The organism is Burkholderia sp. 567 (genome assembly GCF_040545115.1).
Classification (GTDB): domain Bacteria; phylum Pseudomonadota; class Gammaproteobacteria; order Burkholderiales; family Burkholderiaceae; genus Burkholderia; species Burkholderia ambifaria.
Window position 1 is genome coordinate 156,617 of the sequence record NZ_JBEPLG010000011.1, and the last position, 21,088, is coordinate 177,704.

At 66.2% G+C, this 21,088-nt stretch carries 21 protein-coding genes; 15 read left to right on the forward strand and 6 right to left on the reverse strand.

Annotated elements, in window-relative coordinates:
- Nucleotides 1-103: 103 nt before the first annotated feature.
- From ABIC50_RS27925 to ABIC50_RS27975, 11 genes are all read left to right on the forward strand, one after another.
- Nucleotides 104-961: a ferritin-like domain-containing protein gene (locus tag ABIC50_RS27925; RefSeq protein ID WP_354168128.1), complete on the forward strand. Its 858-nt coding sequence runs from the start codon at nucleotides 104-106 to the stop codon at nucleotides 959-961.
- A gap of 194 nt (nucleotides 962-1,155) precedes the next feature.
- Complete coding sequence (locus tag ABIC50_RS27930; protein WP_175660483.1) at nucleotides 1,156-2,046, forward strand: alpha/beta fold hydrolase; 891 nt, start codon at nucleotides 1,156-1,158, stop codon at nucleotides 2,044-2,046.
- Nucleotides 2,047-2,128: 82 nt separating this feature from the next.
- Entirely contained in the window at nucleotides 2,129-2,959 is an 831-nt protein-coding gene (locus ABIC50_RS27935; protein ID WP_354168130.1) for a 3',5'-nucleoside bisphosphate phosphatase, read from the forward strand.
- Nucleotides 2,960-3,031: 72 nt separating this feature from the next.
- On the forward strand, nucleotides 3,032-3,664 hold the full coding sequence (locus ABIC50_RS27940) for an L-threonylcarbamoyladenylate synthase (protein ID WP_006762218.1): 633 nt from the start codon (nucleotides 3,032-3,034) through the stop codon (nucleotides 3,662-3,664).
- 49 nt (nucleotides 3,665-3,713) lie between these two features.
- Entirely contained in the window at nucleotides 3,714-4,376 is a 663-nt protein-coding gene (locus ABIC50_RS27945; protein ID WP_011657356.1) for a site-2 protease family protein, read from the forward strand.
- 8 nt (nucleotides 4,377-4,384) lie between these two features.
- Nucleotides 4,385-5,587: a tryptophan--tRNA ligase gene (locus ABIC50_RS27950; RefSeq protein ID WP_011657355.1), complete on the forward strand. Its 1,203-nt coding sequence runs from the start codon at nucleotides 4,385-4,387 to the stop codon at nucleotides 5,585-5,587.
- A gap of 9 nt (nucleotides 5,588-5,596) precedes the next feature.
- Nucleotides 5,597-6,199 carry a class I SAM-dependent methyltransferase gene (locus ABIC50_RS27955; protein ID WP_175731002.1) on the forward strand — a complete coding sequence of 201 codons (603 nt, stop codon included), beginning with the start codon at nucleotides 5,597-5,599 and terminating at the stop codon, nucleotides 6,197-6,199.
- 46 nt (nucleotides 6,200-6,245) lie between these two features.
- Nucleotides 6,246-7,151: a 4-hydroxy-tetrahydrodipicolinate synthase gene (gene dapA / locus ABIC50_RS27960; RefSeq protein ID WP_006751602.1), complete on the forward strand. Its 906-nt coding sequence runs from the start codon at nucleotides 6,246-6,248 to the stop codon at nucleotides 7,149-7,151.
- A gap of 108 nt (nucleotides 7,152-7,259) precedes the next feature.
- Complete coding sequence (gene bamC / locus ABIC50_RS27965) at nucleotides 7,260-8,402, forward strand: NlpB/DapX family lipoprotein (protein WP_006751603.1); 1,143 nt, start codon at nucleotides 7,260-7,262, stop codon at nucleotides 8,400-8,402.
- Nucleotides 8,403-8,406: 4 nt separating this feature from the next.
- A complete protein-coding gene (locus ABIC50_RS27970) occupies nucleotides 8,407-9,183 on the forward strand; it encodes an MBL fold metallo-hydrolase (protein WP_165751659.1) in 777 nt (258 codons plus the stop codon).
- 116 nt (nucleotides 9,184-9,299) lie between these two features.
- Complete coding sequence (locus ABIC50_RS27975) at nucleotides 9,300-9,482, forward strand: hypothetical protein (protein WP_011657351.1); 183 nt, start codon at nucleotides 9,300-9,302, stop codon at nucleotides 9,480-9,482.
- A gap of 20 nt (nucleotides 9,483-9,502) precedes the next feature.
- On the opposite strand, the gene ABIC50_RS34030 is transcribed toward ABIC50_RS27975, so the two are convergent.
- Nucleotides 9,503-9,748, reverse strand: coding sequence for a hypothetical protein (locus tag ABIC50_RS34030; protein ID WP_011657350.1), 246 nt, complete (start codon nucleotides 9,746-9,748; stop codon nucleotides 9,503-9,505).
- Nucleotides 9,749-9,802: 54 nt separating this feature from the next.
- Nucleotides 9,803-11,023 (reverse strand): cupin domain-containing protein, encoded by a 1,221-nt coding sequence (locus ABIC50_RS27980; RefSeq protein ID WP_175664941.1) that lies wholly within the window; start codon nucleotides 11,021-11,023, stop codon nucleotides 9,803-9,805.
- 32 nt (nucleotides 11,024-11,055) lie between these two features.
- Between ABIC50_RS27980 and ABIC50_RS27985 the strand changes: the two genes are divergently transcribed.
- A complete protein-coding gene (locus ABIC50_RS27985; protein ID WP_006751606.1) occupies nucleotides 11,056-11,604 on the forward strand; it encodes an FKBP-type peptidyl-prolyl cis-trans isomerase in 549 nt (182 codons plus the stop codon).
- Here the strand turns inward: ABIC50_RS27985 and ABIC50_RS27990 are convergent.
- Together ABIC50_RS27990 and mutS are read right to left on the reverse strand one after the other, a co-directional pair.
- Nucleotides 11,584-12,840: a hypothetical protein gene (locus tag ABIC50_RS27990; RefSeq protein ID WP_354168132.1), complete on the reverse strand. Its 1,257-nt coding sequence runs from the start codon at nucleotides 12,838-12,840 to the stop codon at nucleotides 11,584-11,586. The genes ABIC50_RS27985 and ABIC50_RS27990 overlap by 21 nt on opposite strands.
- On the reverse strand, nucleotides 12,821-15,478 hold the full coding sequence (mutS, locus tag ABIC50_RS27995) for a DNA mismatch repair protein MutS (RefSeq protein WP_354168134.1): 2,658 nt from the start codon (nucleotides 15,476-15,478) through the stop codon (nucleotides 12,821-12,823). Before mutS ends, ABIC50_RS27990 begins: the two co-directional genes overlap by 20 nt.
- A 694-nt stretch (nucleotides 15,479-16,172) precedes the next feature.
- Between mutS and ABIC50_RS28000 the strand changes: the two genes are divergently transcribed.
- Together ABIC50_RS28000 and ABIC50_RS28005 are read left to right on the forward strand one after the other, a co-directional pair.
- Nucleotides 16,173-17,294, forward strand: a complete 1,122-nt coding sequence (locus tag ABIC50_RS28000; protein ID WP_165751655.1) for a sensor histidine kinase — start codon at nucleotides 16,173-16,175, stop codon at nucleotides 17,292-17,294.
- Nucleotides 17,295-17,365: 71 nt separating this feature from the next.
- Complete coding sequence (locus ABIC50_RS28005) at nucleotides 17,366-17,767, forward strand: hypothetical protein (RefSeq protein ID WP_354168136.1); 402 nt, start codon at nucleotides 17,366-17,368, stop codon at nucleotides 17,765-17,767.
- A 254-nt stretch (nucleotides 17,768-18,021) separates the two neighbouring features.
- On the opposite strand, the gene ABIC50_RS28010 is transcribed toward ABIC50_RS28005, so the two are convergent.
- The gene (locus ABIC50_RS28010) at nucleotides 18,022-18,885 is read right to left on the reverse strand and encodes a class I SAM-dependent methyltransferase (protein WP_354168137.1); all 864 of its coding nucleotides are present in this window, start codon (nucleotides 18,883-18,885) and stop codon (nucleotides 18,022-18,024) included.
- A gap of 89 nt (nucleotides 18,886-18,974) precedes the next feature.
- Complete coding sequence (locus ABIC50_RS28015) at nucleotides 18,975-19,868, reverse strand: NAD(P)/FAD-dependent oxidoreductase (protein ID WP_354168139.1); 894 nt, start codon at nucleotides 19,866-19,868, stop codon at nucleotides 18,975-18,977.
- 293 nt (nucleotides 19,869-20,161) lie between these two features.
- On the opposite strand from ABIC50_RS28015, the gene ABIC50_RS28020 reads away from it, so the two are divergent.
- A complete protein-coding gene (locus ABIC50_RS28020; protein ID WP_354168189.1) occupies nucleotides 20,162-20,794 on the forward strand; it encodes a TetR/AcrR family transcriptional regulator in 633 nt (210 codons plus the stop codon).
- Nucleotides 20,795-21,088 lie beyond the last annotated feature (294 nt).

Consider the following 21,088-nt stretch of genomic DNA (forward strand, 5'->3'; position numbering starts at 1 on the left):
CGTGCCGGGCGTATTGCATTGCATTGCGTCGCGGCACAAACGCATATTGTAAACCGTCGTGTGCTTGCGCTCCCGCGACGCGCACGGATGGTGCCCCCGTTTGATGAGCATGGTGCCTTCTTCTTTCAACGCCGCGCCGCGCTGTGTGCGCCGCGCCGCGCTCGACGCGCTGCGAATGTCCGAGCCGGCCGCGAAGGCCGCGCAGGTCCGCGCGCTGTACGACGCACTGCTGGCCGGGCAGGCCGCGATCGCGCCGGCGCTCGACCTGGACGAACCGGCCGACCTGCCGGGCCGTCCGGCGCGCCCGCCGCTCGTCGAGCCGCGCCAGCTCGAGCGTCGCAGCATGCGCTCGCCCGCGGGGCGCGCGGTGCTGCTGCACGCGCTCGCGCATATCGAATTCAATGCGATCAACCTCGCGCTCGACGCCGTGTGGCGCTTCGCCCGGATGCCGGACGCGTTCTATGCGGACTGGCTGAAGGTCGCGGCCGAGGAGGCTTATCACTTCACGCTGCTGTCCGACCGGCTGGCCGGGTTCGGGCATGCGTACGGCGATTTTCCCGCACACAACGGGCTGTGGGAGATGTGCGAGCGGACCAAGGCCGACGTGCTCGCGCGGATGGCGCTCGTGCCGCGCACGCTCGAGGCGCGCGGGCTCGACGCGTCGCCGCCGATCCGCGCGCGGCTCGTGCAGGCCGGCGACGACGCCTCCGCGGCGATCCTCGACGTGATCCTGCGCGACGAGATCGGCCATGTCGCGATCGGGAACCGCTGGTTCCGGCATTTGTGCGACGCGGCCGGCCGCGATCCGGTGCCTGCCTACCGCGAGCTGGCCGAGCAGTACCATGCGCCGCGGCTGCGCGGTCCGTTCAATTTCGACGCGCGCCGCACCGCGGGATTCGAGCAGGCGGAGCTGGACGAACTGGCCGCGCAGGACGCGGCGGACGGCAAGGCGGCGGGTTAGGGCTGCTGCGGGCGGCGGGCTGTCGCGGTGCGAAAGCTGCCGGAGGCCGGCCGTAACGTCTGCCCCGGGCCTCCAGTGCACCGGGGGCGCGCGCCTCGGCCCCCTGTCGCTAGAGAGCGGCCTCGACTGCCGCCCGCCGGAACGCCAGCCCCACCGCTATAATCGAACGATCATTCTTTTTTCTGGCGGCTGCAATGAGTGCGTCGAGTTCTGTTTCCGATTTCGTCACGGTGCGCGGCGTCAAGCTGCATGTGCGGCGCTGGGGCCGGCCCGATGCGCCGACGCTGTTCATGCTGCACGGCTGGATGGACGTCGCGGCGTCGTTCCAGTTCGTCGTCGACGCGCTCGCGGGCGACTGGCAGGTGATCGCGCCGGATGCGCGCGGCTTCGGCCTGTCCGACTGGCCGGTCGCCCGGCACGGCGGCGGTCATTACTGGTTCCACGAGTATCTGGGCGATCTCGATGCGCTCGTCGATCACTATGCGCCGGCCGGCGAAGTCAACCTGGTCGGGCACAGCATGGGCGCGAACGTCGTGTGCCTGTACGCGGGCGCGCGGCCGGAGCGCGTGCGGCGCGTGGTCGATCTCGAAGGGTTCGGGCTCGCCCCCGCGCGGGCCGAGCAGGCGCCGCGCCGGCTGCGCGGCTGGCTCGACGAGCTGCGCGAGCCGCCGGTGCTGCGCCCGTACGCGTCGCTCGACGACGTGGCGGCCCGGCTGATCAAGACCAATCCGCGGCTCGAGCCGCGCCGCGCGGCGTTTCTTGCCGCCCACTGGTCGAAGCGCGGCGACGACGGCCTGTACCACCTGCTGGCCGACCCCGCGCACAAGATGGCGGGCCCGATGCTATACCGGCTCGACGAGGTGATGGCCGTCTGGAAGCAGGTGCGCGCGAAGGTGCTGCACGTCGAGGCCGTCGCTTCACCGACCCTCGCGTACCTCGCGGGCGACATCCCGCTGCCGGAGTTCAAGGCGCGCTTCGGCGCGTTCCCCGACTGGCGCGAAAAGCTCGTCGAGGATGCCGGCCACATGGTCCATCACGACCAGCCGGAGCAGATCGCGGCGCTGATCGAGGCCTTCTGCGCGTAGGGCCGCGGCGGTATCGGCAGGGCAGGCGGGCGGCGGAATTGCCGCATTGCAGTAGAATGAAGCTTCACCTGCCATACCGACAATGAACGCCGATCTCCACTGCCATTCGAATGTTTCCGACGGGTTGCTGTCGCCTGCCGACGTCGCGCGCCGCGCTCATGCCGGCGGCGTGACCCTGTGGGCGCTGACCGACCACGACGAGATCGGCGGCCAGGCGGCGGCGCGCAGCGAGGCCGAGGCGCTCGGCATGCGCTACCTGAGCGGCGTCGAGATTTCGGTCACGTGGGCGTCGCGCACCGTGCACATCGTCGGGCTGCACATCGATCCGTCGAACCCGACGCTCGTCGAAGGCCTCTATCGCACGCGCCACGGCCGTGCCGCCCGCGCCCAGGCGATCGCCGCGCAGCTCGAGACGCTCGGCATCCCCGGCGCTTACGAAGGCGCGCTGAAGTACGTATCGAATCCCGACCTGATCTCCCGCACCCACTTCGCGCGCTTTCTGGTCGAGCACGGCCATGCCGAATCCACTTCCGACGTGTTCGACCGCCTGCTCGGCGACGGCAAGCCCGGATTCGTCCCGCACCGCTGGGCGACGTTGTCCGATGCGGTTTCGTGGATTCGCGCGGCGGGCGGCGAGGCCGTGGTCGCGCACCCGGGCCGCTATCGCTATACGCCGGTCGAATTCGATGCGTTCTTCGGCGAATTCATCGATCTCGGCGGCCGCGCGATCGAGGTCATCACGGGCAGCCACACGCCCGACCAGTACCGCGAATACGCGGACGTCGCCCGCCGCTTCGGCTTCGAGGTGTCGCGCGGTTCGGATTTCCACGCGCCGGGCGAGGGCCGCGTCGAGCTCGGCGGCCTGCCGCCGTTGCCGCCCGACCTGAAACCGGTCTGGGAACGCTGGCTCTGACGCGCGGCGGCCGCTTGCCGCACGCGGCGCCCGTCGCGCCCGCATCCGACTTTTCCCCCTTTACGTGCCTCCATGTCCCAGTTCTTCAGGATTCACCCGGATAATCCGCAGCCGCGCCTGATCAAGCAGGCCGCGGACATCGTCAGCAAGGGCGGCGTGATCGCGATGCCGACCGATTCGAGCTACGCGCTCGCGTGCCATCTCGACGACAAGGACGCGGTCGAGCGTGTGCGCCGCATCCGCGGCCTCGACGACAAGCAGCACCTGTCGCTGCTCGTGCGCGACCTGTCTGAGCTGGCCAACTTCGCGATGGTGGACAACCGCCAGTACCGGCAGATCAAGTCGGTGACGCCGGGCCCGTACGTGTTCATCCTGCAGGCGACGAAGGAAGTGCCGCGCCGGCTGTCGCACCCGTCGCGCAAGACGATCGGGCTGCGCGTGCCCGATCACGCGATCACGCTCGCGCTGCTCGAATCGCTCGGGCAGCCGCTGCTCGGTACGACGCTGATCCTGCCGCCGGACGACGAGCCGCTCAACGATCCGGAGGACATCCGCGCGCGGCTCGAGAAGCAGGTCGATCTCGTGATCGACGGCGGTGCGTGTCCGCGCGAGCCGTCGACGGTGATCGACCTGACGGGCGACGAGCCGCAGCTCGTGCGCGCGGGGCGCGGCGCGCTCGAACCGTTCGGGCTCGTGGCCGCGTAAGCGCACGCCGTTCATTTTTGCGCGAGTGCGCTTGTTACAATAACGCGATATGGATGCTTCCCTGATACAGACCATCGCCGTCTACGCGCTGCCCGTGATCTTCGCGATCACGCTGCACGAGGCCGCGCATGGCTATGCCGCGCGCCTGCTCGGCGACAACACCGCCTACATGATGGGGCGCGTGTCCTTCAATCCGATGCGCCACATCGATCCGCTCGGCACGATCGCGATTCCGCTCGCGATGTATTTCCTGACCGGCGGCGCGTTCCTGTTCGGCTATGCGAAGCCGGTGCCGGTCTCGTTCGGCAACCTGCGCAATCCGCGCTGGGGCAGCCTGTGGGTCGCGCTCGCGGGCCCGGCCTGCAACTTCGTGCAGGCGTTGATCTGGGGCGTGCTGACCATCGTGCTGCCCGCGGCCGGCGTCGACGAGCCGTTCTTCACGCGGATGGCCTATGCGGGCGTCAGCGCGAACCTGGTGCTCGGCGTGCTGAACCTGTTTCCGCTGCCGCCGCTCGACGGCGGCCGTATCCTGGCGGCGCTGCTGCCGCCGAAGCAATCGATCGCGCTGTCGCGCATCGAGCCGTACGGTTTCATCATCGTCCTCGCGCTGGTCGCGACGGGCGTGCTGACGAATTTCTGGCTGCGTCCGCTCGTGAACGCCGCGGCCGGCGTGCTGAGCGCCATCCTGTCTCCCTTCGCCTCGCTTTTCTAACGACAATCATGTTCCCAGATCGTATTTTCTCCGGCATGCGACCCACCGGGTCGCTGCACCTCGGCCACTACCACGGCGTGCTGAAAAACTGGGTGAAGCTGCAGTCCGAGTACCCGTGTTTCTTCTGCGTGGTCGACTGGCATGCGCTGACGACGCACTACGAGACGCCCGAGGTCATCGAGAAGAACGTGTGGGACGTGCTGATCGACTGGCTCGCATCCGGCATCGATCCGGCGCAGGCGACGCTGTTCATCCAGAGCAAGGTGCCCGAGCACGCGGAACTCGCGCTGCTGCTGGGCATGAGCACGCCGCTCGGCTGGCTCGAGCGCGTGCCGACCTACAAGGAGCAGATGGAGAAGCTGAAGGACAAGGATCTGTCGACCTACGGCTTCCTCGGCTACCCGGTGCTGATGGCCGCCGACATCCTGCTGTATCGCGGCTCGCTCGTGCCGGTCGGCGAAGACCAGGTGCCGCACGTCGAGATGACGCGCGAGATCGCGCGCCGCTTCAACTACCTGTACGGCCGCGAGCCGGGCTTCGAGGAGAAGGCGCTCGAAGCCGCGAAGAAGCTCGGCGGCAAGCGCGCGAAGCTCTATCACGAGCTGCGCAATGCTTACCAGCAGGAGGGCGACGACGAGGCGCTCGAACAGGCGCGCGCGATGCTGCAGGAGTCGCAGAGCCTGTCGATGAGCGACCGCGAGCGCCTGTTCGGCTATCTCGAAGGCGCGCGCAAGATCATCCTGGTCGAGCCGCAGGCGCTGCTGACCGAAGCGTCGCGGATGCCGGGCCTCGACGGCCAGAAGATGTCGAAGTCGTACGGCAATACGATCGGCCTGCGCGAAGACGCGGAGACGATCACGAAGAAGGTCCGCACGATGCCGACCGATCCGGCGCGCGTGCGCCGCACCGATCCGGGCGATCCCGACAAGTGTCCGGTGTGGCAGCTGCACCAGGTCTATACGGACGCAACGACGCACGAGTGGGTGCAGCACGGCTGCCGCTCGGCGGGCATCGGCTGCCTCGACTGCAAGCAGCCGGTCGTCGAAGGGATCCTGCGCGAACAGCAGCCGATGCTCGAGCGCGCGCAGAAGTACATGGATGATCCGTCGCTGCTGCGCGCGATCGTCGCGGATGGCTGCGACAAGGCGCGCAAGCACGCGGTCGAGACGATGCGCGACGTGCGCGAGGCGATGGGCCTGTCGTACACCTGAGCCGACGGCATGCGTGAATCCGTCATTGTCGCCGCGGGCGGCCACGTCGCCCAGACCGAGCCGTCGCGCTGGGTCGCCCGGTGGTCGCGGCTCGTCCCGGCCGGCGGTGCGGTGCTCGACGTCGCAGCGGGCGGCGGGCGCCATGCGCGCTGGTTCGCGTCGCACGGGCATCCGGTCGTCGCGCTCGACCGCGATCCGGCCGCGCTGGCCGCATTGCGGGCGATCGCAGGCGTCGACGCGCGCGACGCCGATCTCGAAGGCGCACCCTGGCCGCTACCGGCCGGAGCATCGTTCGCGGCCGTGATCGTCACCCATTATCTGCATCGTCCGCTCTGGCCCCATCTGCTCGATGCGGTGGCGCCCGGCGGCGTGCTCATCTACGAAACCTTCGCGCAAGGAAACGAAACGGTCGGCAAACCGTCCAACCCCGCGTTCCTGCTCGCTCCGGGCGAGTTGCTGGACGCTGTGCGCGGCCGCCTGCGGGTGATCGCTTACGAGGACGGATTCGTCGCCGGGCCGCGCGAGGCGTTCGTGCAGCGTATCTGCGCGGTACGTGAGGGCGCGACCCCGACGGCGGGGGCGGGAATTCCACGTTACGAACTGCCCGGCTAATCCGCTACAATCCAACGTTTACCGGTACATCAATCAATCGCGTTTCATGGCTAACGGCACCCAAGACGGCATTCAAATCCGCGGCAGCATCCCCGCGATCGTCACTCCGATGCTCGAAGACGGCAGTCTCGATCTGCCGGCGTTTCGCAAACTGATCGACTGGCACATCGCGGAAGGCACCGACGCAATCGTCGTGGTCGGCACGAGTGGCGAGTCGGCAACGCTCAACGTCGAAGAGCACATCCTGATGATCCGCACGGCGGTCGAGCATGCGGCGAAGCGCATCCCGATCATCGCGGGCGCGGGCGGCAATTCGACCGCGGAGGCGATCGAACTGACGAAGCACGCGAAGGCCGTCGGCGCCGACGCGACGCTGCAGGTCGTGCCGTACTACAACAAGCCCACGCAGGAAGGGATGTACCGGCACTTCAAGTCGATCGCCGAAGCGGTCGACCTGCCGGTGATCCTGTACAACGTGCCGGGCCGCACGGTCGCGGACATGGCGCACGAGACGACGCTGCGCCTCGCACAGGTGCCGGGCATCATCGGCGTGAAGGAAGCGACGGGCAACATCGATCGCGCCGCGCACCTGATCAAGGCCGCGCCGAAGCATTTTGCGATCTACAGCGGCGACGATCCGACCGCGATCGCGCTGATGCTGCTGGGCGGCCACGGCAACATCTCGGTGACGGCGAACGTCGCACCGCGCGCGATGAGCGACCTGTGCCGCGCGGCGCTGGCCGGCGACGTCGCCACGGCGCGCGCGCTGCACATGAAGCTGCTGTCGCTGCACAAGAACCTGTTCATCGAGGCGAACCCGATTCCGGTGAAGTGGGCGCTGCAGGCGATGGGCAAGATGCAGGGCGGCATCCGCCTGCCGCTTACGCCGCTCGACGAGCGCTGTCACGATGTCGTGCGTTCGGCCCTGGTCGAGGCCGGCGTCCTCGCCTGATGCACAGGCGGCCGCGTCCTGCGGCCGCCGGCACTCCTCATCAACCCGCACCGGCCGGCTCCGTCCGGCGCCGCTCCTGACGAGCGCTCTAGCAAGACGAAGGATTTCATGAAACGTTTCGCCTTTTCATCTCGCGCCATCCAGGTTTCGGTGGTGGCGCTGGCGCTGGGCGCGCTCGCCGGCTGCGATACGCTGAACGACTATCTGGCGCCTGACCGCGTCAACTACAAGAACACGGGTTCGGCGCCGCCGCTCGCGGTGCCGAGCGACCTGAAGCCGGTGCCGACGACTCAGCAGTTTGTCGCGCCGCCGAGCAACGCAGGTCTCGGCACGCTGCCGCCGCGGGCGACGACGGCCGCCGGCAACGCGACCGACGGCGTCCCGAGCGCACAGGATCCGCTCGGCATGCATATCGAGCGCGACGGCGATCGCCGCTGGCTCGTCGTCGACGGGCGCACGCCCGAGCAGCTGTGGCCGATCCTGAAGGAATTCTGGCAGGAGAATGGCTTCTCGCTGAAGACCGATGCACCGTCGACCGGCATCATGGCCACCGACTGGGCCGAGAACCGCGCGAACATTCCCGACGACTGGTTCCGGCGCACGATCGGCAAGGTCATCGACTTCGCGTACTCGTCCGGCACGCGCGACCGTTTCCGTACGCTCGTGAACCGCACGTCGAACGGCAACACCGACATCTCGATCACGCACAGCGCGATGGAGGAAATGATGGTCGGTCCGCAGGGCGGTACGTCGTCGCGCTGGGAAGAGCGTCCGCGCAACCCGGTGCTCGAGGCCGTGTTCCTGTCGAAGCTGATGCAGAAGTTCGGCCTGAGCGACGCGCAGGCGAAGCAGCTGCTGACGGACGCGCGTCCGGCGACGGCGCCGGCGCAGGTCGGCGACGCGAGCAGCGGCGCCGCGACGCTGCAACTGGCTGAATCGTTCGACCGCGCATGGCTGCGCGTCGGTCTCGCGCTCGACCGCACCAATTTCGCTGTCGACAATCGCGATCGCGAGAAGGGCCTGTACACAGTCCGCTACGCGAACACGATGGAAGAGCTCAAGCGCGACGGGCTGTTCGGCAAGCTGTTCTACGGCGGCCCGGCGGCGGCCAAGCCCGGCAAGGAATACCTCGTCAACGTGCGCGCCCAGGGCAGCGGCACGCAGGTCGCGGTGGTCGACGCGAGCGGCAAGGTCGACAACTCGTCGGACGCGCAGCGGATCATTTCGCTGCTGCACGCCGAACTGAACTGAACACGTGCGCTTCGCCAGCCTCGGTAGCGGCAGCGAAGGCAACGCACTGGTCGTCGAGGTCGCGAGCGGCACGACGACCACCCGCGTGCTGCTCGACTGCGGTTTTTCAGCGAAGGAGGTCGAGCGCCGCCTCGGCCGCCTGAATCTCGGCATCGACGATCTCGATGCCATCCTCGTTACCCATGAACACAGCGACCACGTCGGCAGCGCGCTGACGCTCGCGCGGCGCGGGTCGCTGCCGCTCTACATGAGCTGGGGCACCGCGCGCGCGGTGGGCGCGGACGAGGCCGATGTCGATCTCCACGTGTTGTGGGGCGACGAGACGGCCGCGATACGCGATCTGGCCGTGATGCCCTATACGGTGCCCCACGACGCGCGGGAGCCGCTCCAGTTCGTCTTTATGGACGGTTGCCGCCGGCTCGGCGTGCTGACCGACGTCGGAATGGCCACGCCGCACATCACGTCCGTCCTGAGCGGCTGTGACGCGCTGGTGCTCGAATCCAACCACGATACCGCGATGCTGGCCGGCAGCCGCTATCCGCAGTCGCTGAAGGCGCGGATCGGCGGCAATCACGGCCACCTGAGCAACGATGCCGCTGCCGGCATCCTCGCGTCGCTCGAACGCAGCCGTCTCCAGCATCTGGTCGCGGCGCACCTGAGCCAGCAGAACAATCGGCCCGAGCTGGCCCGCCAGGCGTTTGCCGGCGTGCTGGGAACGGACGGGGAAGAGGTGGTCGTCGCCACGCAGGACGCGGGCTTCGACTGGCTGACGCTCGGCTGAGCGGCCGCGCACGGGGCGCAAGAGGGCGGTCTTGGCCGTCCTGGCTGCCGGGCGCGCGATGCGGAACCGACGGACATAAAAAAACCGGCCCAGAGGGCCGGTTTTTTTTTCAGCTGATGCTGAGGCTTACTGGCTTGCGCCCGAAGCCGGAGCAGCCGTCGCTGCCGAAGCAGCCGACGCCACAGCAGCAGCTGCATCGCTCGCAGCAGCCGAAGCCGACGAAGCAGCAGCCGAAGCGTCGCTCGCAGCACCAGCAACTGCCGAAGCAGCCGACGAAGCAGCAGCCGATGCGTCGCTAGCAGCCGACGAAGCAGCTTGATCAGCGCTCTTGTTGCAAGCAGCCAGTGCAACAGCAGCCAACAGGGAAGCTACGAGGAGGGATTTCTTCATGATCACGTCCTTTTATGGTTAAAGGTAAGCAACAGCGCGAAACAATACCGGTAATGTGCTCCAACACCGACCTGGGCCGCTGGTGGAGACGCACTTCTAGAGCGTGAATCTTCCCTACGGCTTGGGCGGAAATTATATGCACTTTCCTATCGACCGTCGACAAATGCGGGGTCAATACGTTGTCTTTCCCATACAGAATTTGATCTGCATGGGCATACGGGGCAACTCACTAAATCCGGTTTCCGACCCGTATCCAGCCCGCACAATACCACTCGTGCAGCAAGGCTGTCATGGAGGGAGCCCGGGAGAGTGTTACAAACCGTTTCGCCTCCATATAGCGCAGATTGGCCAGTTCGGGCAGCCATTCGCCGGCTTGCTCGAGCGGTTCTTCTTCACCATTAATGAAGTACGATCGCGCGTTATACATCAATGCGGCCCTTCTGTCGAGATATACGCCACGGCGAGAAGCCTGCGTGACGAACGCCGCCTCGGACAGCGGGCGTGCCGGCGGCTCGAATACCACGCTCGATTTCGGCTCGCTCAGGTAGCAGCCGAGGAATTCGGCGACGTCGCGCTTGCGCCAGCGGATCGCATCGACGATCTCGGCGACGCGCTCGACCATCGCTGGCGGCAGTTGTGCCGGCGTGTCGACCGCCGGCTGCTTCGGGTCGCGGTAGAGCGCGTCGCCGCGCCCGTCACGCAGGCCGCCGCGTTCCGCGAGGTAGTACAGGAATTGCGCGCCCAGCTCGCCCGCGGACGGTGCCCGAAAGCCGATCGAGCAGGTCATGCATTCGCCTTCGGCCACGCCGTCGTGCGCGATGTGCGGCGGCAGGTACAACATGTCGCCCGGCTCCAGCACCCACTCGTCGCTCGGCTCGAAATGCTCGAGGATCTTCAGCGGCACGTCCGGCTGCAGCGACAGATCTTTCTGCGCGCCGATGCGCCAGCGGCGCCGGCCCTCGACCTGCAGCAGGAACACGTCATACGAGTCGAAGTGCGGGCCGACGCCGCCGCCGTCCGTCGCGTACGAAATCATCAGGTCGTCGAGGCGCGCGTCCGGGATGAAGCGGAAGCGGTCGAGCAGCGCGCGGGCCGCGTCGACGTGCAGGTCGAGCCCCTGCACGAGCAGGGACCAGGATTTGCGCGACACGGCGGGCAGCGCGCCCGGCTCGAAGGGGCCGTGCGCGAGTTGCCACTTGTTACGAAAATGGGTGATCAGTCGCGATTCGGCGTCATAGTCGGCTGCCAGTTCGAACAGCGCGTCGCGCGTGACCGGCGGCTTCACGCCAGGGATCGCCTGACGGATCAACAGCGGCTTTTTCTGCCAGTAGCGGCGCATGAATTGCGCCGGGGAGAGACCGCCGAGCAGCGGTGTGGGAAGATCGGAAGGAGGCGCGCCGAGCGGGGCGGCAGCGGCATCCCGCGGTTCGGCTTGAGACCGGTTGCGCATCGTATAATGAGACTTGTATTTGGGAGAATTGGATGAAAATCGCAAAAAACACCGTCGTGTCTGTCACTTACAAGTTGTCGGATGCACAAGGCAACCTGATCGAGGAAAGCGACGAGCCGATGGTCTATCTGCACGGCGGCTATGATGGCACGTTCCCCAAGATCGAGGAACAGCTCGACGGCCACGAGCCCGGTTACCAGGCGCAGGTTCAGCTCGAGCCGCAGGACGCGTTCGGCGACTACGATCCCGAACTCGTGAAGATCGAGCCGCGCGATCGTTTTCCCGAGCCGCTCGAAGTGGGCATGCAGTTCGAAGGCACGCCGGAAGACGGCGACGAGGAAGTGGATTCGCTGATCTACACGGTCACCGACGTCGCCGAAGACAAGGTCGTGCTCGACGGCAACCACCCGCTCGCGGGCATGGCGCTGCGTTTTGCGCTCACGGTCAAGGACGTTCGCGAAGCGACCGAGGACGAGATCGAGCATGAGCACGCGCACGGCGCGGAAGGCCTCGAAATCGTCGACGAGGACGAAGACGAGGACGGCGACGGCGACACGCCGTCAGGGCGGACTCTGCACTGAGCTGGCGGGGAAGCCGGGCGCCGGCCCTGAAGGAGAGGGCGGCGCACCCGGCGTCGTGCCGTCGCCTTGCAGCGGCGGCGCAACCGACGATGAGTCGGGCAATGCCGGCAACGCCGGAATTTCCGGCATCTGCGGCAGCGGCACATCGTCGCGCGGCGCGGCCGGCAGCGCGGGCGGGATCGGCAGGTTCTTCGGTACGTCCTGCAGGCTCACGTTGAAGATCGTCTGTCGTGCCGGCGACACGCTCACCTTTACCCACTGATTTGCCGGATGACGCGGTCCGATCGCGACGCGCGTCACATTTCCCACCAGCACACCGTCGTCCGCATGCAGCGGGCGATCGATCAGGAAGCCGTTCGCAAGCGGCTCGCTGCTCGCGTGCATCACCAGGATCGGCCCGCGGAAAGTCGCCGCCGCCTTCACCAGCGTTCGTTTCAGCTCGCGGAAGCCATCACGGACGCGCGGCCGGTTGAAGCGCAGCCACGCAAAGCGTTCGGCTCGCTCATAGCGATCGAACTGCGGATCGCCTTCGAAAATCACCACCATCGCGCGCGCTTCGCGCCGCTTCGCATATTCGGCCGCATGGTCGATCCAGAAGCCGTTCGCGATGATGCGGTCCTCGAATTCACCGTTGCGGCCGCCGGCCGTCAGGTAATGGTTGTTCGGCGCCGGTGCGTTCAGCGCGACGTAGACGACGTCGTCATGCATCCAGCGCGCGTTTTCGCGATATGGCCGGAACCGGGCGACTTCGCTTTCGCGCGTGATCTGCAGCGCGCCGGGATCGGGCAGCGCCGCGTCGGCAAGCAGCGTCTGCCGCAGGAAGTCCAGACGTTCGACCGGATCGTAGCCGCCGCCGGCCGCGGTATTGCACGTCACCCAGTCGTCGTGGCCGGGAATGAATACGAGCGGCACGCGCGACGCGTCCAGGATCGCGCCGCGCTGCGTATACAGCGCGTCGCGGCACGCTTCCTTCGTGCCCTTGATGTCGCCCGCATAGACGACGAAAGCCAGATTGCGCTCGCGCGCGATCGATTCGAACAGTCGCTGCGCGGCCGGTTCGTCGGCCGGCGCGGCGATCACGCCCGATACGATCGCGAACGAGTAGGGTGCGGCGGAACGCTTGGGTGGCGCGGCCAGCGCACCGGCCTGCGCCAGGACGAGCACCGCCGCGATCAGCGCGGCGGCGGCGCGGGCCGGCCGGCCCGACGGGAGGCGTTTATGCGTGCCCGTCGGCATCGTGCGAGCGGACGAGCGTGCGCAGTTCGTACAGCAGGTCGAGCGCGTCGCGCGGCTTGAGGTCGTCGGGATCGATGTCGCGCAGCTTTTCGACCGCCGGGTGCGGGATGGCGGACACCGCCGGCGCATCCGCGCATTCGAGTTCGTCGGCCGCGGCGGGCGGTGCGCTGAAGAGATCGAGCTGCGGCGTGTTCTGCGTGGCCGACTGCTGTTCGAGATACGCGAGATGCTTGCGTGCGGCACGGATCACCGGCGCCGGTACGCCCGCGAGCTGCGCAACTTGCAGCCCGTAGCTCTGGTTCGCCGGACCTTCGTTGACCGCGTGCAGGAACACGATGCCGTGGCCGTGCTCGATGGCCGACAGGTGGACGTTCGCCGCTTGCGGGAATTCGGCCGGCAGTTGCGTCAGCTCGAAGTAGTGCGTCGCGAACAGCGTGTAGCAGCCGTTTTGCGCGAGCAGGTGACGCGCGATGGCCCATGCAAGCGCGAGGCCGTCGAACGTCGACGTGCCGCGACCGATTTCGTCCATCAGCACGAGGCTTTGCGGCGTCGCGTCGTTGAGAATCGCGGCGGCTTCGGTCATCTCGACCATGAAGGTCGAGCGGCCGCCGGCGAGGTCGTCGGCCGCGCCGATCCGCGTGAAGATGCGGTCGATCGGGCCGAAGCACGCCGACTTCGCGGGCACGTAGCTGCCGACATACGCCATCAATGCGATCAGCGCCGTCTGGCGCATGAACGTCGACTTACCGCCCATGTTCGGGCCGGTGATCAGCAGCAGCTTGCGCTCGGCGCCGAACCGGCAGTCGTTCGCGATGAACTGCTCGACCTGCGCTTCGACGACCGGATGGCGACCCTGTTCGATCTCGATGCCGATTTCGTCGGTGAAGCTCGGTGCGACCCAGTCGAGCGTGCGGGCACGCTCGGCGAACGCGGCGAGCACGTCGAGCTCCGCGAGCGCCGACGCGACGCGCTGGCATTCGGGAATGAACGGCAGCAGCGCCTGCAGCACGCCGTCGTACAGCGCGCGCTCGCGGGCCAGGGCGCGCTCCTGCGCGGACAGCGCCTTGTCCTCGAAGGTCTTCAGTTCGGGCGTGATGTAGCGCTCGGCATTCTTCAGCGTCTGGCGGCGGCGATAGTCGTCGGGCACCTTGTCAGTCTGGCCGCGCGTGACCTCGATGTAGAAGCCGTGCACCTTGTTGTATTCGACGCGCAGGTTCGCGATGCCTGTGCGGGTGCGCTCGCGCGCTTCGAGATCGATCAGGAACTGGCCGCAGTTCTCGGAGATGTCGCGCAGCTCGTCGAGCTCCGCGTCGTAGCCGCGCGCGATCACGCCGCCGTCGCGCACCATCGCGGCCGGTTCGGGGGCGATCGCGCTCGTCAGCAGGTCGAGGCATTCGGCGGGCGGTGCGAGCGCCGCGTCGACGCGCGTGAGCGCATCCGCGTTCGCGACGATCGCGCTGATGCGCTCACGCAGTGCCGGCAGCGCGGCGAACGTATCGCGCAGGCTCGACAGGTCGCGCGGCCGCGCGGACAGCAGCGCGAGACGCCCGGTGATCCGTTCGACGTCGGCGATCTGGCGCAGCGCGCTGCGCAGTGCGTCGAGGCTCGCGTCCGCGGGCGCATCGAGCAGTGCGCCGATCGCTTGCTGGCGCGATTGCGCGGCGACCGACGCGCGCGGCGGGTGATGCAGCCAGTGACGCAGCAGGCGGCTGCCCATCGTCGTGCAGCACGTGTCGAGCAGCGAGTACAGCGTCGGCGATTCGGTGCCGCGCAGCGTTTCGGTCAGCTCGAGGTTGCGGCGGGTCGCCGGATCGAGCCCGATGTATTCCGTTTCGTTCTCGACCTTCAGGCTGCGCACGTGACGCAGTTGCTGGCCCTGCGTGGCCGCCGCGTACAGCAGCAGCGCGCCCGCGGCGCCGCATGCGCTCGTCAGCGAATGCGCGCCGAAGCCGTCGAGGCCGGCGACGTCGAGCTGGTCGCACAGGCGCTGCGTGCCCGAGGCGATGTCGAAGTGCCATGCCGGTACGCGCTTGATCGCGCCGGCGCCTGCTGGCACCGCGTCGGTTGCGCCGTCCGCCGTCAGGATTTCCGCCGGCCGGATGCGTTCGAGCGCGGCGCCGAGCTGGTCGGGTTCGATTTCGGCGAGCCGCAGTGCGCCGCTCGCGAGGTTCAGCCATGCGAGGCCGATGTTGACCGCGACGCCGCGCTTGTTGTGGCCCGTGCACATTGCAAGCAGGTAGACATCGTTCTTGTCGGACAGCAGGGCGGCATCGGTCAGCGTGCCGGGTGTGACGACGCGCACGACCTTGCGCTCGACCGGCCCCTTCGACGTGGCCGGGTCGCCGATCTGCTCGCAGATCGCGACCGATTCGCCCATCTTCACGAGCTTCGCCAGATACTGTTCGACCGCGTGGTGCGGGACGCCGGCCATCTTGATCGGCGTGCCGGCCGACGCGCCGCGTTGCGTGAGGGTCAGGTCGAGCAGGCGCGCGGCTTTCTCCGCGTCTTCGAAGAACAGCTCGTAGAAGTCGCCCATCCGGTAGAAGACGAGCGTGTCGGGGTGATCGGCCTTGATGCGCAGGTACTGCTGCATCATCGGGGTGTGGCCAGCAAAGGCCTCGGGCGACAGCGTGGTCATAGATCCGGCGTAAAGTTGTTGCTTGAGTTGCCCGAGTTTACCAGTGGCCCGGACGGGGACGCGGGAAGTTCGCCGTTTGGCCAGTTGCGAATCGGGGAATCGGCCGCGACGAGGGGGCTGCCATCAGATATCGGCCAACCTGGTTCGTTCTGTCGGCGATCGATCCGGATCTGCTGTACCCGTGCCTCGAGATTCGATTCCGACAATAAATCGTCATCTCTTACGCGCGATCAAGGTTTTGATTCGTCGAAGCGATTGCTCGGAGCCATCTTTGTAAGGAAGAATCACGCTGCATAAACTTGAAAGCCGATCATCTCAATCAAAAGGGAAGTGACGGCAGAGGGCAACGTCAGGAATGCGGCGTGGCTTACCGGGTGGCTTTTGAGTTAAAGCCTTAACTATTAAGGCGCAGGTACGCCGCGAAAAATCGCTTCGGTGGGCGAGCTTATCCCTGCTTTGACGGGTAACCACGAAGTTCGCTTTGACATTGGTTCCGGCACATTGGCAGTAGCAGCTTCGCGCGCGTCCGCCCGTCCGCTGGAGAGACAAAGTTCTGCTGAGTTCACAGGATAGCGGGCATTCGACGGCCGGATTATGCGTCGCTTGCCATGTAATTGCGCCGGTCCCCGGTATTCACTTAATATCGCGCAAGTACGACAGAAGCACCCGTCGGTCATTCTGTATGAGGGGCGACATGCGTCTAGCTGATTTCATTGTTAGGAACATAGAGCCGATCCTGGTGCAGTGGGAAGCGTTTGCCGCCACACTGCTACCAGCCGCCAGGAGCATGGACTCGCTCGCGCTGCGGGACCACGCGCGCCAGATCCTGGAGGCCGTAGCGAAGGACATAACGACCCCGCAAACAAGGGAAGAGCAACATGACAAATCGTTGGGGCGCGCGCCCCAGCCGGTGAAGGCCACGGAGACGGCCGCGCAGACGCATGCCGTTCTGCGCGCCCGGCGGGGCTTCAACATCAACCAGTTGGCGGCCGAGTATCGGGCGCTGCGTGCCAGTGTGCTGCGCTTATGGATCGACGAGTGCAAGCCGAGCCCGCCTGATCTGGACGACATGATTCGCTTCAATGAAGCGATAGATCAGGCGCTGGCGGAATCACTTGCTTTCTTCGCCGAACAAGTCGAGCAGTCTCGCAACTTGTTGCTCGGTATGCTGGGTCATGACATGCGGACGCCGCTGCAGACCATTCACGTCACAGCCTCCTATCTTGCCGCGCTCAATGCGGGGGAGGCGGTATCGGACGCTGCCGCCCGGCTGATCAGAAGCGGCAGCCGCATGCAGGGTCTCCTTGACGATCTCTGCGATTACAACCGGACCCAGCTCGGCGTAGGTATCAACGTCGTTCCACGCAATATCGATCTCGCCCGTGTGCTCGCCAATGTGGTCGATGAATTGCAGGTGGCTCATCCCGATCGCGAGATCAATCTCGATGTAAGCGGCGATCTCCGAGGGGACTGGGACGATCAGCGAATGCAGCGGTTGCTGAGCAATCTCGTGGGCAACGCCGTCAAGTACGGAACGCCCGAGACACCGGTATGGGTGATGGCAGCATCGGCTGATGCGGAAGTGCTCATCGAGATCAGGAACAGTGGGCCGGCCATGGATCGGTGCACGCTGGACCGCATCTTCGACCCGCTTCAGCGCGGAGCGCATCAACCAGACGTGCCCAGTGACGATGTTGGCTTGGGGCTTGGCTTGTTCATCGCCAGCGAAATCGCAAAGGCACACCACGGCAGTATTGACGCACGGTCCGATCAGACCGAAACGATATTCGCGGTACGCCTGCCGAAAGGCGTGTGAGGGCAGGGTGCTGCTGACCGAAGGCGAGTGCGGGGCGTAGGCCGTGGCGACGGCATTGATGGGAATGCATCATGTCAATCGAGTGGAAGCACCGCGTCGGACTGTTTATCCAGCGTTTCTGGCAGCCAACCAGTGCGTGCATGACCTGCATGCCGGGGAGCTGGGGCAATATCGCGAGCGTTGCCCACTGGACTATTGCATTTCATACGGGTCTGCTTACGGGACTCCTGGCGGTGCTTTTGACGTTCACGCCCGCGGCGAAACTCTATGGGCATCGATACGGCAATGCGCTGATCGTTGGCGTCCTGACAACGTTGGGCGACGCCTACTCGCACACGAGTCACTACCGTATCCCCTATGTCGAGCACATCGTGACGGGTGCAATTTCAGGTCTGTTGACGCTGGCGGCCTCATATCTCTTCGAAGACCGCGCGCGACGCCTCCGGGTAGTATGGGCTCGGGTTTTCGGATAGCTTATCCGCTGACTTTCTGAACCCACCGGGTCGACTCCGGGTGTGGCTACGCTTCATGATTGGGCGGCTGCGCATGGACAACGGGGACTCGCGACCGTCACATGCGTCAGCGTCAGGGCGCGGCCATCAAGAGCCACTGCTCTTTTCGCCCTCAATGGCCAATCAGCGCCGCGTTCCGGCCGTTCGGCGCTCAAGGTAGCCCCTCCCCAGACACGAGGAGTTGCCGGTTCTGACATATTGGTCGACGTAACCTGTCAGCTTGCCGGATTGCGTGCCATGACGATCCACGCCGCGCCGTTGATCATCACCGACCGGTCGCCGGGGAGGCCCGCGAAGGCGGCACGAACCGCGGCCGAGGCGCGGGCGCGGATGTCGTCGGGCTGATCAGCGAGCGCACGCGACAGCGGGCCGACCTCAAGCGTCATCTTCACTGCGTCGTCGATCGCAGCGTCCCGCGTTTCGCCCTCGCCGAATCGGACGGCCGCGTCGAAGGGCGAGATAGCGATATCGGTAAAGCCGGCCGCCGTCAGGATGCGTGCCACGCGCTCCCGGTCGCCGAACGAAAACGGGCCGGGCGCTTCGGGATCGGGCAGCGCACTCGGCGGGAGGATGCCCTTGAGCGCGCCCACCGGCAGGCGCATCCAATCGTTCTCAGCCGCACCGCGCCAGCAGACGAAGGCGACCCGGCCGCCCGGCCGGAGTGCGCGTCGCATATGGGCGAACGCCGTTGTCGGATCGTCGAAGAACATCACGCCGAAACGCGAGAACAGGATATCGAACGCGCCCTCGGGCAGCTCTGCGCTACTGGCGTCGGCCACCTCGAACAGGGCCGGCGTATCGTGTCGCGCAAGCGCGCGCGCTCGGTCGATCAGCGGTTCGGATATGTCCACGCCCAGCACTTGGCCCCCCGCGCCGACGCGGGCTGCCAGAGCCAGAGTCGACGCGCCCGCGCCGCAGCCGATGTCTAGCACGCGCTCGCCCGTCGCGGGCGCGGCGGCTTCTATCGCGGCCTGGCCGAACACCGCCACCAGAGCGTCGAGCCGGGCCTGGTTGGCGACCCAGCGCTCGCCGCTTTGACCATTCCAGTCACCCACCTGATCCGCACGTTGCTTTGCCATGTCATCTCCTTGACTCGACGATCCACCGCGTCGATCTACGCCAACCTTTTCGAAGGCGGCGACGCAACAAGAGAAGGGAATCTGTGCTCTCAAACCACCATCGACTGCTGGGCGAAGATGCCCGCCATCGCGCCCTGCGAGGATGCCTGGGTAACCGATGGCAAGAAGGGCGTGGCGAGGTCGCCAGCGGCGTAGATGCCGGGCATGCTGGTTTGGCGGCGCTCGTCAACCTTGAGAACGATGCCGGTGGGCGTATCCACCGTGGCGAGGCCCAGTGATTCATGCAGGCTTGCCGACGGCTTGTTGCGCGGATTGGCGAACAGGACGTCGACCGCCACGTTGCGACCGGTATCGAGATTGACGGTGGTGATATGGCCTTTCCGGTGGGCGACCTCGATGATCCGGCCATCGACGAGAGGTATGTTGCGGCGCGCCAGCTCGGCCTGGATATCGGGCGCAATGTCATGCCCATCGGGGAAGACAGTCAACTTGTCAGTCCAATCGCGGAACAACTTGGCAGACTGGTACGACTGCGGGCTGGACCAGACGAGGCCCCAATGCTGGCCGGCGACTTCAAAGCCGTCGCAATAGGGGCAGGGCACGATGGACGTGCCCCAGCTTTCGGCAAAGCCCGGAACATCAGGCATCTGGTCGGCGACGCCATAGCTCAGGATCAGGCGGCGCGCCCTAAGGCTTTCGTTATCGTCGGTGACGACGCAGAAATCGTCGATGGCGCCAGAGACGCTCTCCGCCCGGGCATCGACCAGCCTGATTGTTGGATAGCGCGCCAGCTGCTGGCGCGCCTCGACCAGGATGTCCAGCGGCGGCTTGTGATCGTGGCCGAGCAGGCCATGCGAGTGGCCGGCAAAGCGGTTGCGCGGCCGGCCGGTATCGAGAACGGTGACCTTGCGGCGGGCGCGGCCGAGCTGCAGGGCGGCGGCCAGGCCGGCAAAGCTGCCGCCGATGATGATGACGTCGTTCATGGTGAGGACTCCGTATTGTGGATGGAGGCGGGCTGCGCGCGGTGTGCAATATCGTCCGGCGATACGCGCTTCAGACGGTCAGCGAGCTGGGCTTCGGCATTGGCGAGAAAGTTGCCCATGGTGTATTGACCGGCCCGACAATGCCGCTCGATATCGCCGGGCGGCCCGGGGAAACCGGATCTGGACAACCGGGTGAAACCTGCCCTTGGCTTGCACATTTCGATACTGAATGGTATCGTAATGCGTCAATTTGAATACTGTCAAGTACTGGAATTGTCGTGACCGAAAATATCGTGACCGAAAATAGCCAGGGCCGGCGTGGCCGGCCCGCCAACGAGGCGCTTCGCCAAACGATCGTCGACGCGGCCTGCGAACTCTTTGTGGAATTGGGTTTTCAAGCGACGACCATGGACAAGGTCGCGCAGCGGGCGAAGATATCCAAGCTGAGCATCTATCGGCACTTCGAGAACAAGGAGGCGCTGTTCAGCGCGGCCATGGTGGCGCGCTGCGATCAATTTGCACCGCAGGCCCTTTCTGAAGGCGTTGACGGTTCGGCCGAAGATCAGCTGGTGGCGGTCGGGGCCTCGCTGCTTCGCACGCTGTTGAGCCCGGACGTCCGCAGTGTCGAAGCCATGGTTTTGGCCGACAAGACGAATCAAAAGGCGTTAAGCAAGCTCCATTACGAAGCCGGGCCGGCCCATGTCATCGCCCACATCGAGGCCGTGTTGCGTCAGTTGCACGCTAAAGGGATGCTGAACGTGCCCGATGCTCTCCAGTCCGCCCGCTTGTTTGGCGCGCTCTTCAAAGGATGCGATCTGCTGCTTATCGCACGCTTCGATGAGGGGCGGGCAACTGACGACAACGAAATCGAGTCCTATTGCCGGTCGGCCGTCGCCATGTTCATCGCCGCGCACGGTGGCATCTGAAGGTGCGCTATCGCGGCCGATGAAGAACACGCAGCAATTACATACGCTGTTCGCCCCGAGCAACTTCTGGATGATGCGTGGACGAATGATGGGCCACGCTCATTGCATGAGCGCAAAAGCCGCCCGCGCGGGCAGGCAGAGGCCGCTTTACACACGATAGCGGTCGCTACGGCGGCCTGAGTGGAACGAGAGAGAAGGGTCGGTAACGGCCGATCTCCCAACGGGCAGCGTAGGTCTTGGCGTAGGCTTGCGCTCAGCGAACAAGCGCGACGTTCCCCGTTCAGCCAGTAGCCG

What these genes read in the sequence shown, in the direction of transcription:
- ABIC50_RS28005 (WP_354168136.1), top strand. Translation starts at nt 17,366, where the DNA reads ATGTCAATCGAGTGGAAGCACCGCGTCGGACTGTTTATCCAGCGTTTC.
- ABIC50_RS27930 (WP_175660483.1), top strand. Translation starts at nt 1,156, where the DNA reads ATGAGTGCGTCGAGTTCTGTTTCCGATTTCGTCACGGTGCGCGGCGTC.
- ABIC50_RS27940 (WP_006762218.1), top strand. Translation starts at nt 3,032, where the DNA reads ATGTCCCAGTTCTTCAGGATTCACCCGGATAATCCGCAGCCGCGCCTG.
- ABIC50_RS27925 (WP_354168128.1), top strand. Translation starts at nt 104, where the DNA reads ATGAGCATGGTGCCTTCTTCTTTCAACGCCGCGCCGCGCTGTGTGCGC.
- ABIC50_RS27935 (WP_354168130.1), top strand. Translation starts at nt 2,129, where the DNA reads ATGAACGCCGATCTCCACTGCCATTCGAATGTTTCCGACGGGTTGCTG.
- ABIC50_RS27945 (WP_011657356.1), top strand. Translation starts at nt 3,714, where the DNA reads ATGGATGCTTCCCTGATACAGACCATCGCCGTCTACGCGCTGCCCGTG.
- ABIC50_RS27955 (WP_175731002.1), top strand. Translation starts at nt 5,597, where the DNA reads ATGCGTGAATCCGTCATTGTCGCCGCGGGCGGCCACGTCGCCCAGACC.
- dapA (WP_006751602.1), top strand. Translation starts at nt 6,246, where the DNA reads ATGGCTAACGGCACCCAAGACGGCATTCAAATCCGCGGCAGCATCCCC.
- ABIC50_RS28010 (WP_354168137.1), bottom strand. Translation starts at nt 18,885, where the DNA reads ATGGCAAAGCAACGTGCGGATCAGGTGGGTGACTGGAATGGTCAAAGC.
- ABIC50_RS27985 (WP_006751606.1), top strand. Translation starts at nt 11,056, where the DNA reads ATGAAAATCGCAAAAAACACCGTCGTGTCTGTCACTTACAAGTTGTCG.
- ABIC50_RS28000 (WP_165751655.1), top strand. Translation starts at nt 16,173, where the DNA reads ATGCGTCTAGCTGATTTCATTGTTAGGAACATAGAGCCGATCCTGGTG.
- ABIC50_RS27980 (WP_175664941.1), bottom strand. Translation starts at nt 11,023, where the DNA reads ATGCGCAACCGGTCTCAAGCCGAACCGCGGGATGCCGCTGCCGCCCCG.
- ABIC50_RS27975 (WP_011657351.1), top strand. Translation starts at nt 9,300, where the DNA reads ATGCTGAGGCTTACTGGCTTGCGCCCGAAGCCGGAGCAGCCGTCGCTG.
- ABIC50_RS27950 (WP_011657355.1), top strand. Translation starts at nt 4,385, where the DNA reads ATGTTCCCAGATCGTATTTTCTCCGGCATGCGACCCACCGGGTCGCTG.
- ABIC50_RS28015 (WP_354168139.1), bottom strand. Translation starts at nt 19,868, where the DNA reads ATGAACGACGTCATCATCATCGGCGGCAGCTTTGCCGGCCTGGCCGCC.
- mutS (WP_354168134.1), bottom strand. Translation starts at nt 15,478, where the DNA reads ATGACCACGCTGTCGCCCGAGGCCTTTGCTGGCCACACCCCGATGATG.
- ABIC50_RS27990 (WP_354168132.1), bottom strand. Translation starts at nt 12,840, where the DNA reads ATGCCGACGGGCACGCATAAACGCCTCCCGTCGGGCCGGCCGGCCCGC.
- bamC (WP_006751603.1), top strand. Translation starts at nt 7,260, where the DNA reads ATGAAACGTTTCGCCTTTTCATCTCGCGCCATCCAGGTTTCGGTGGTG.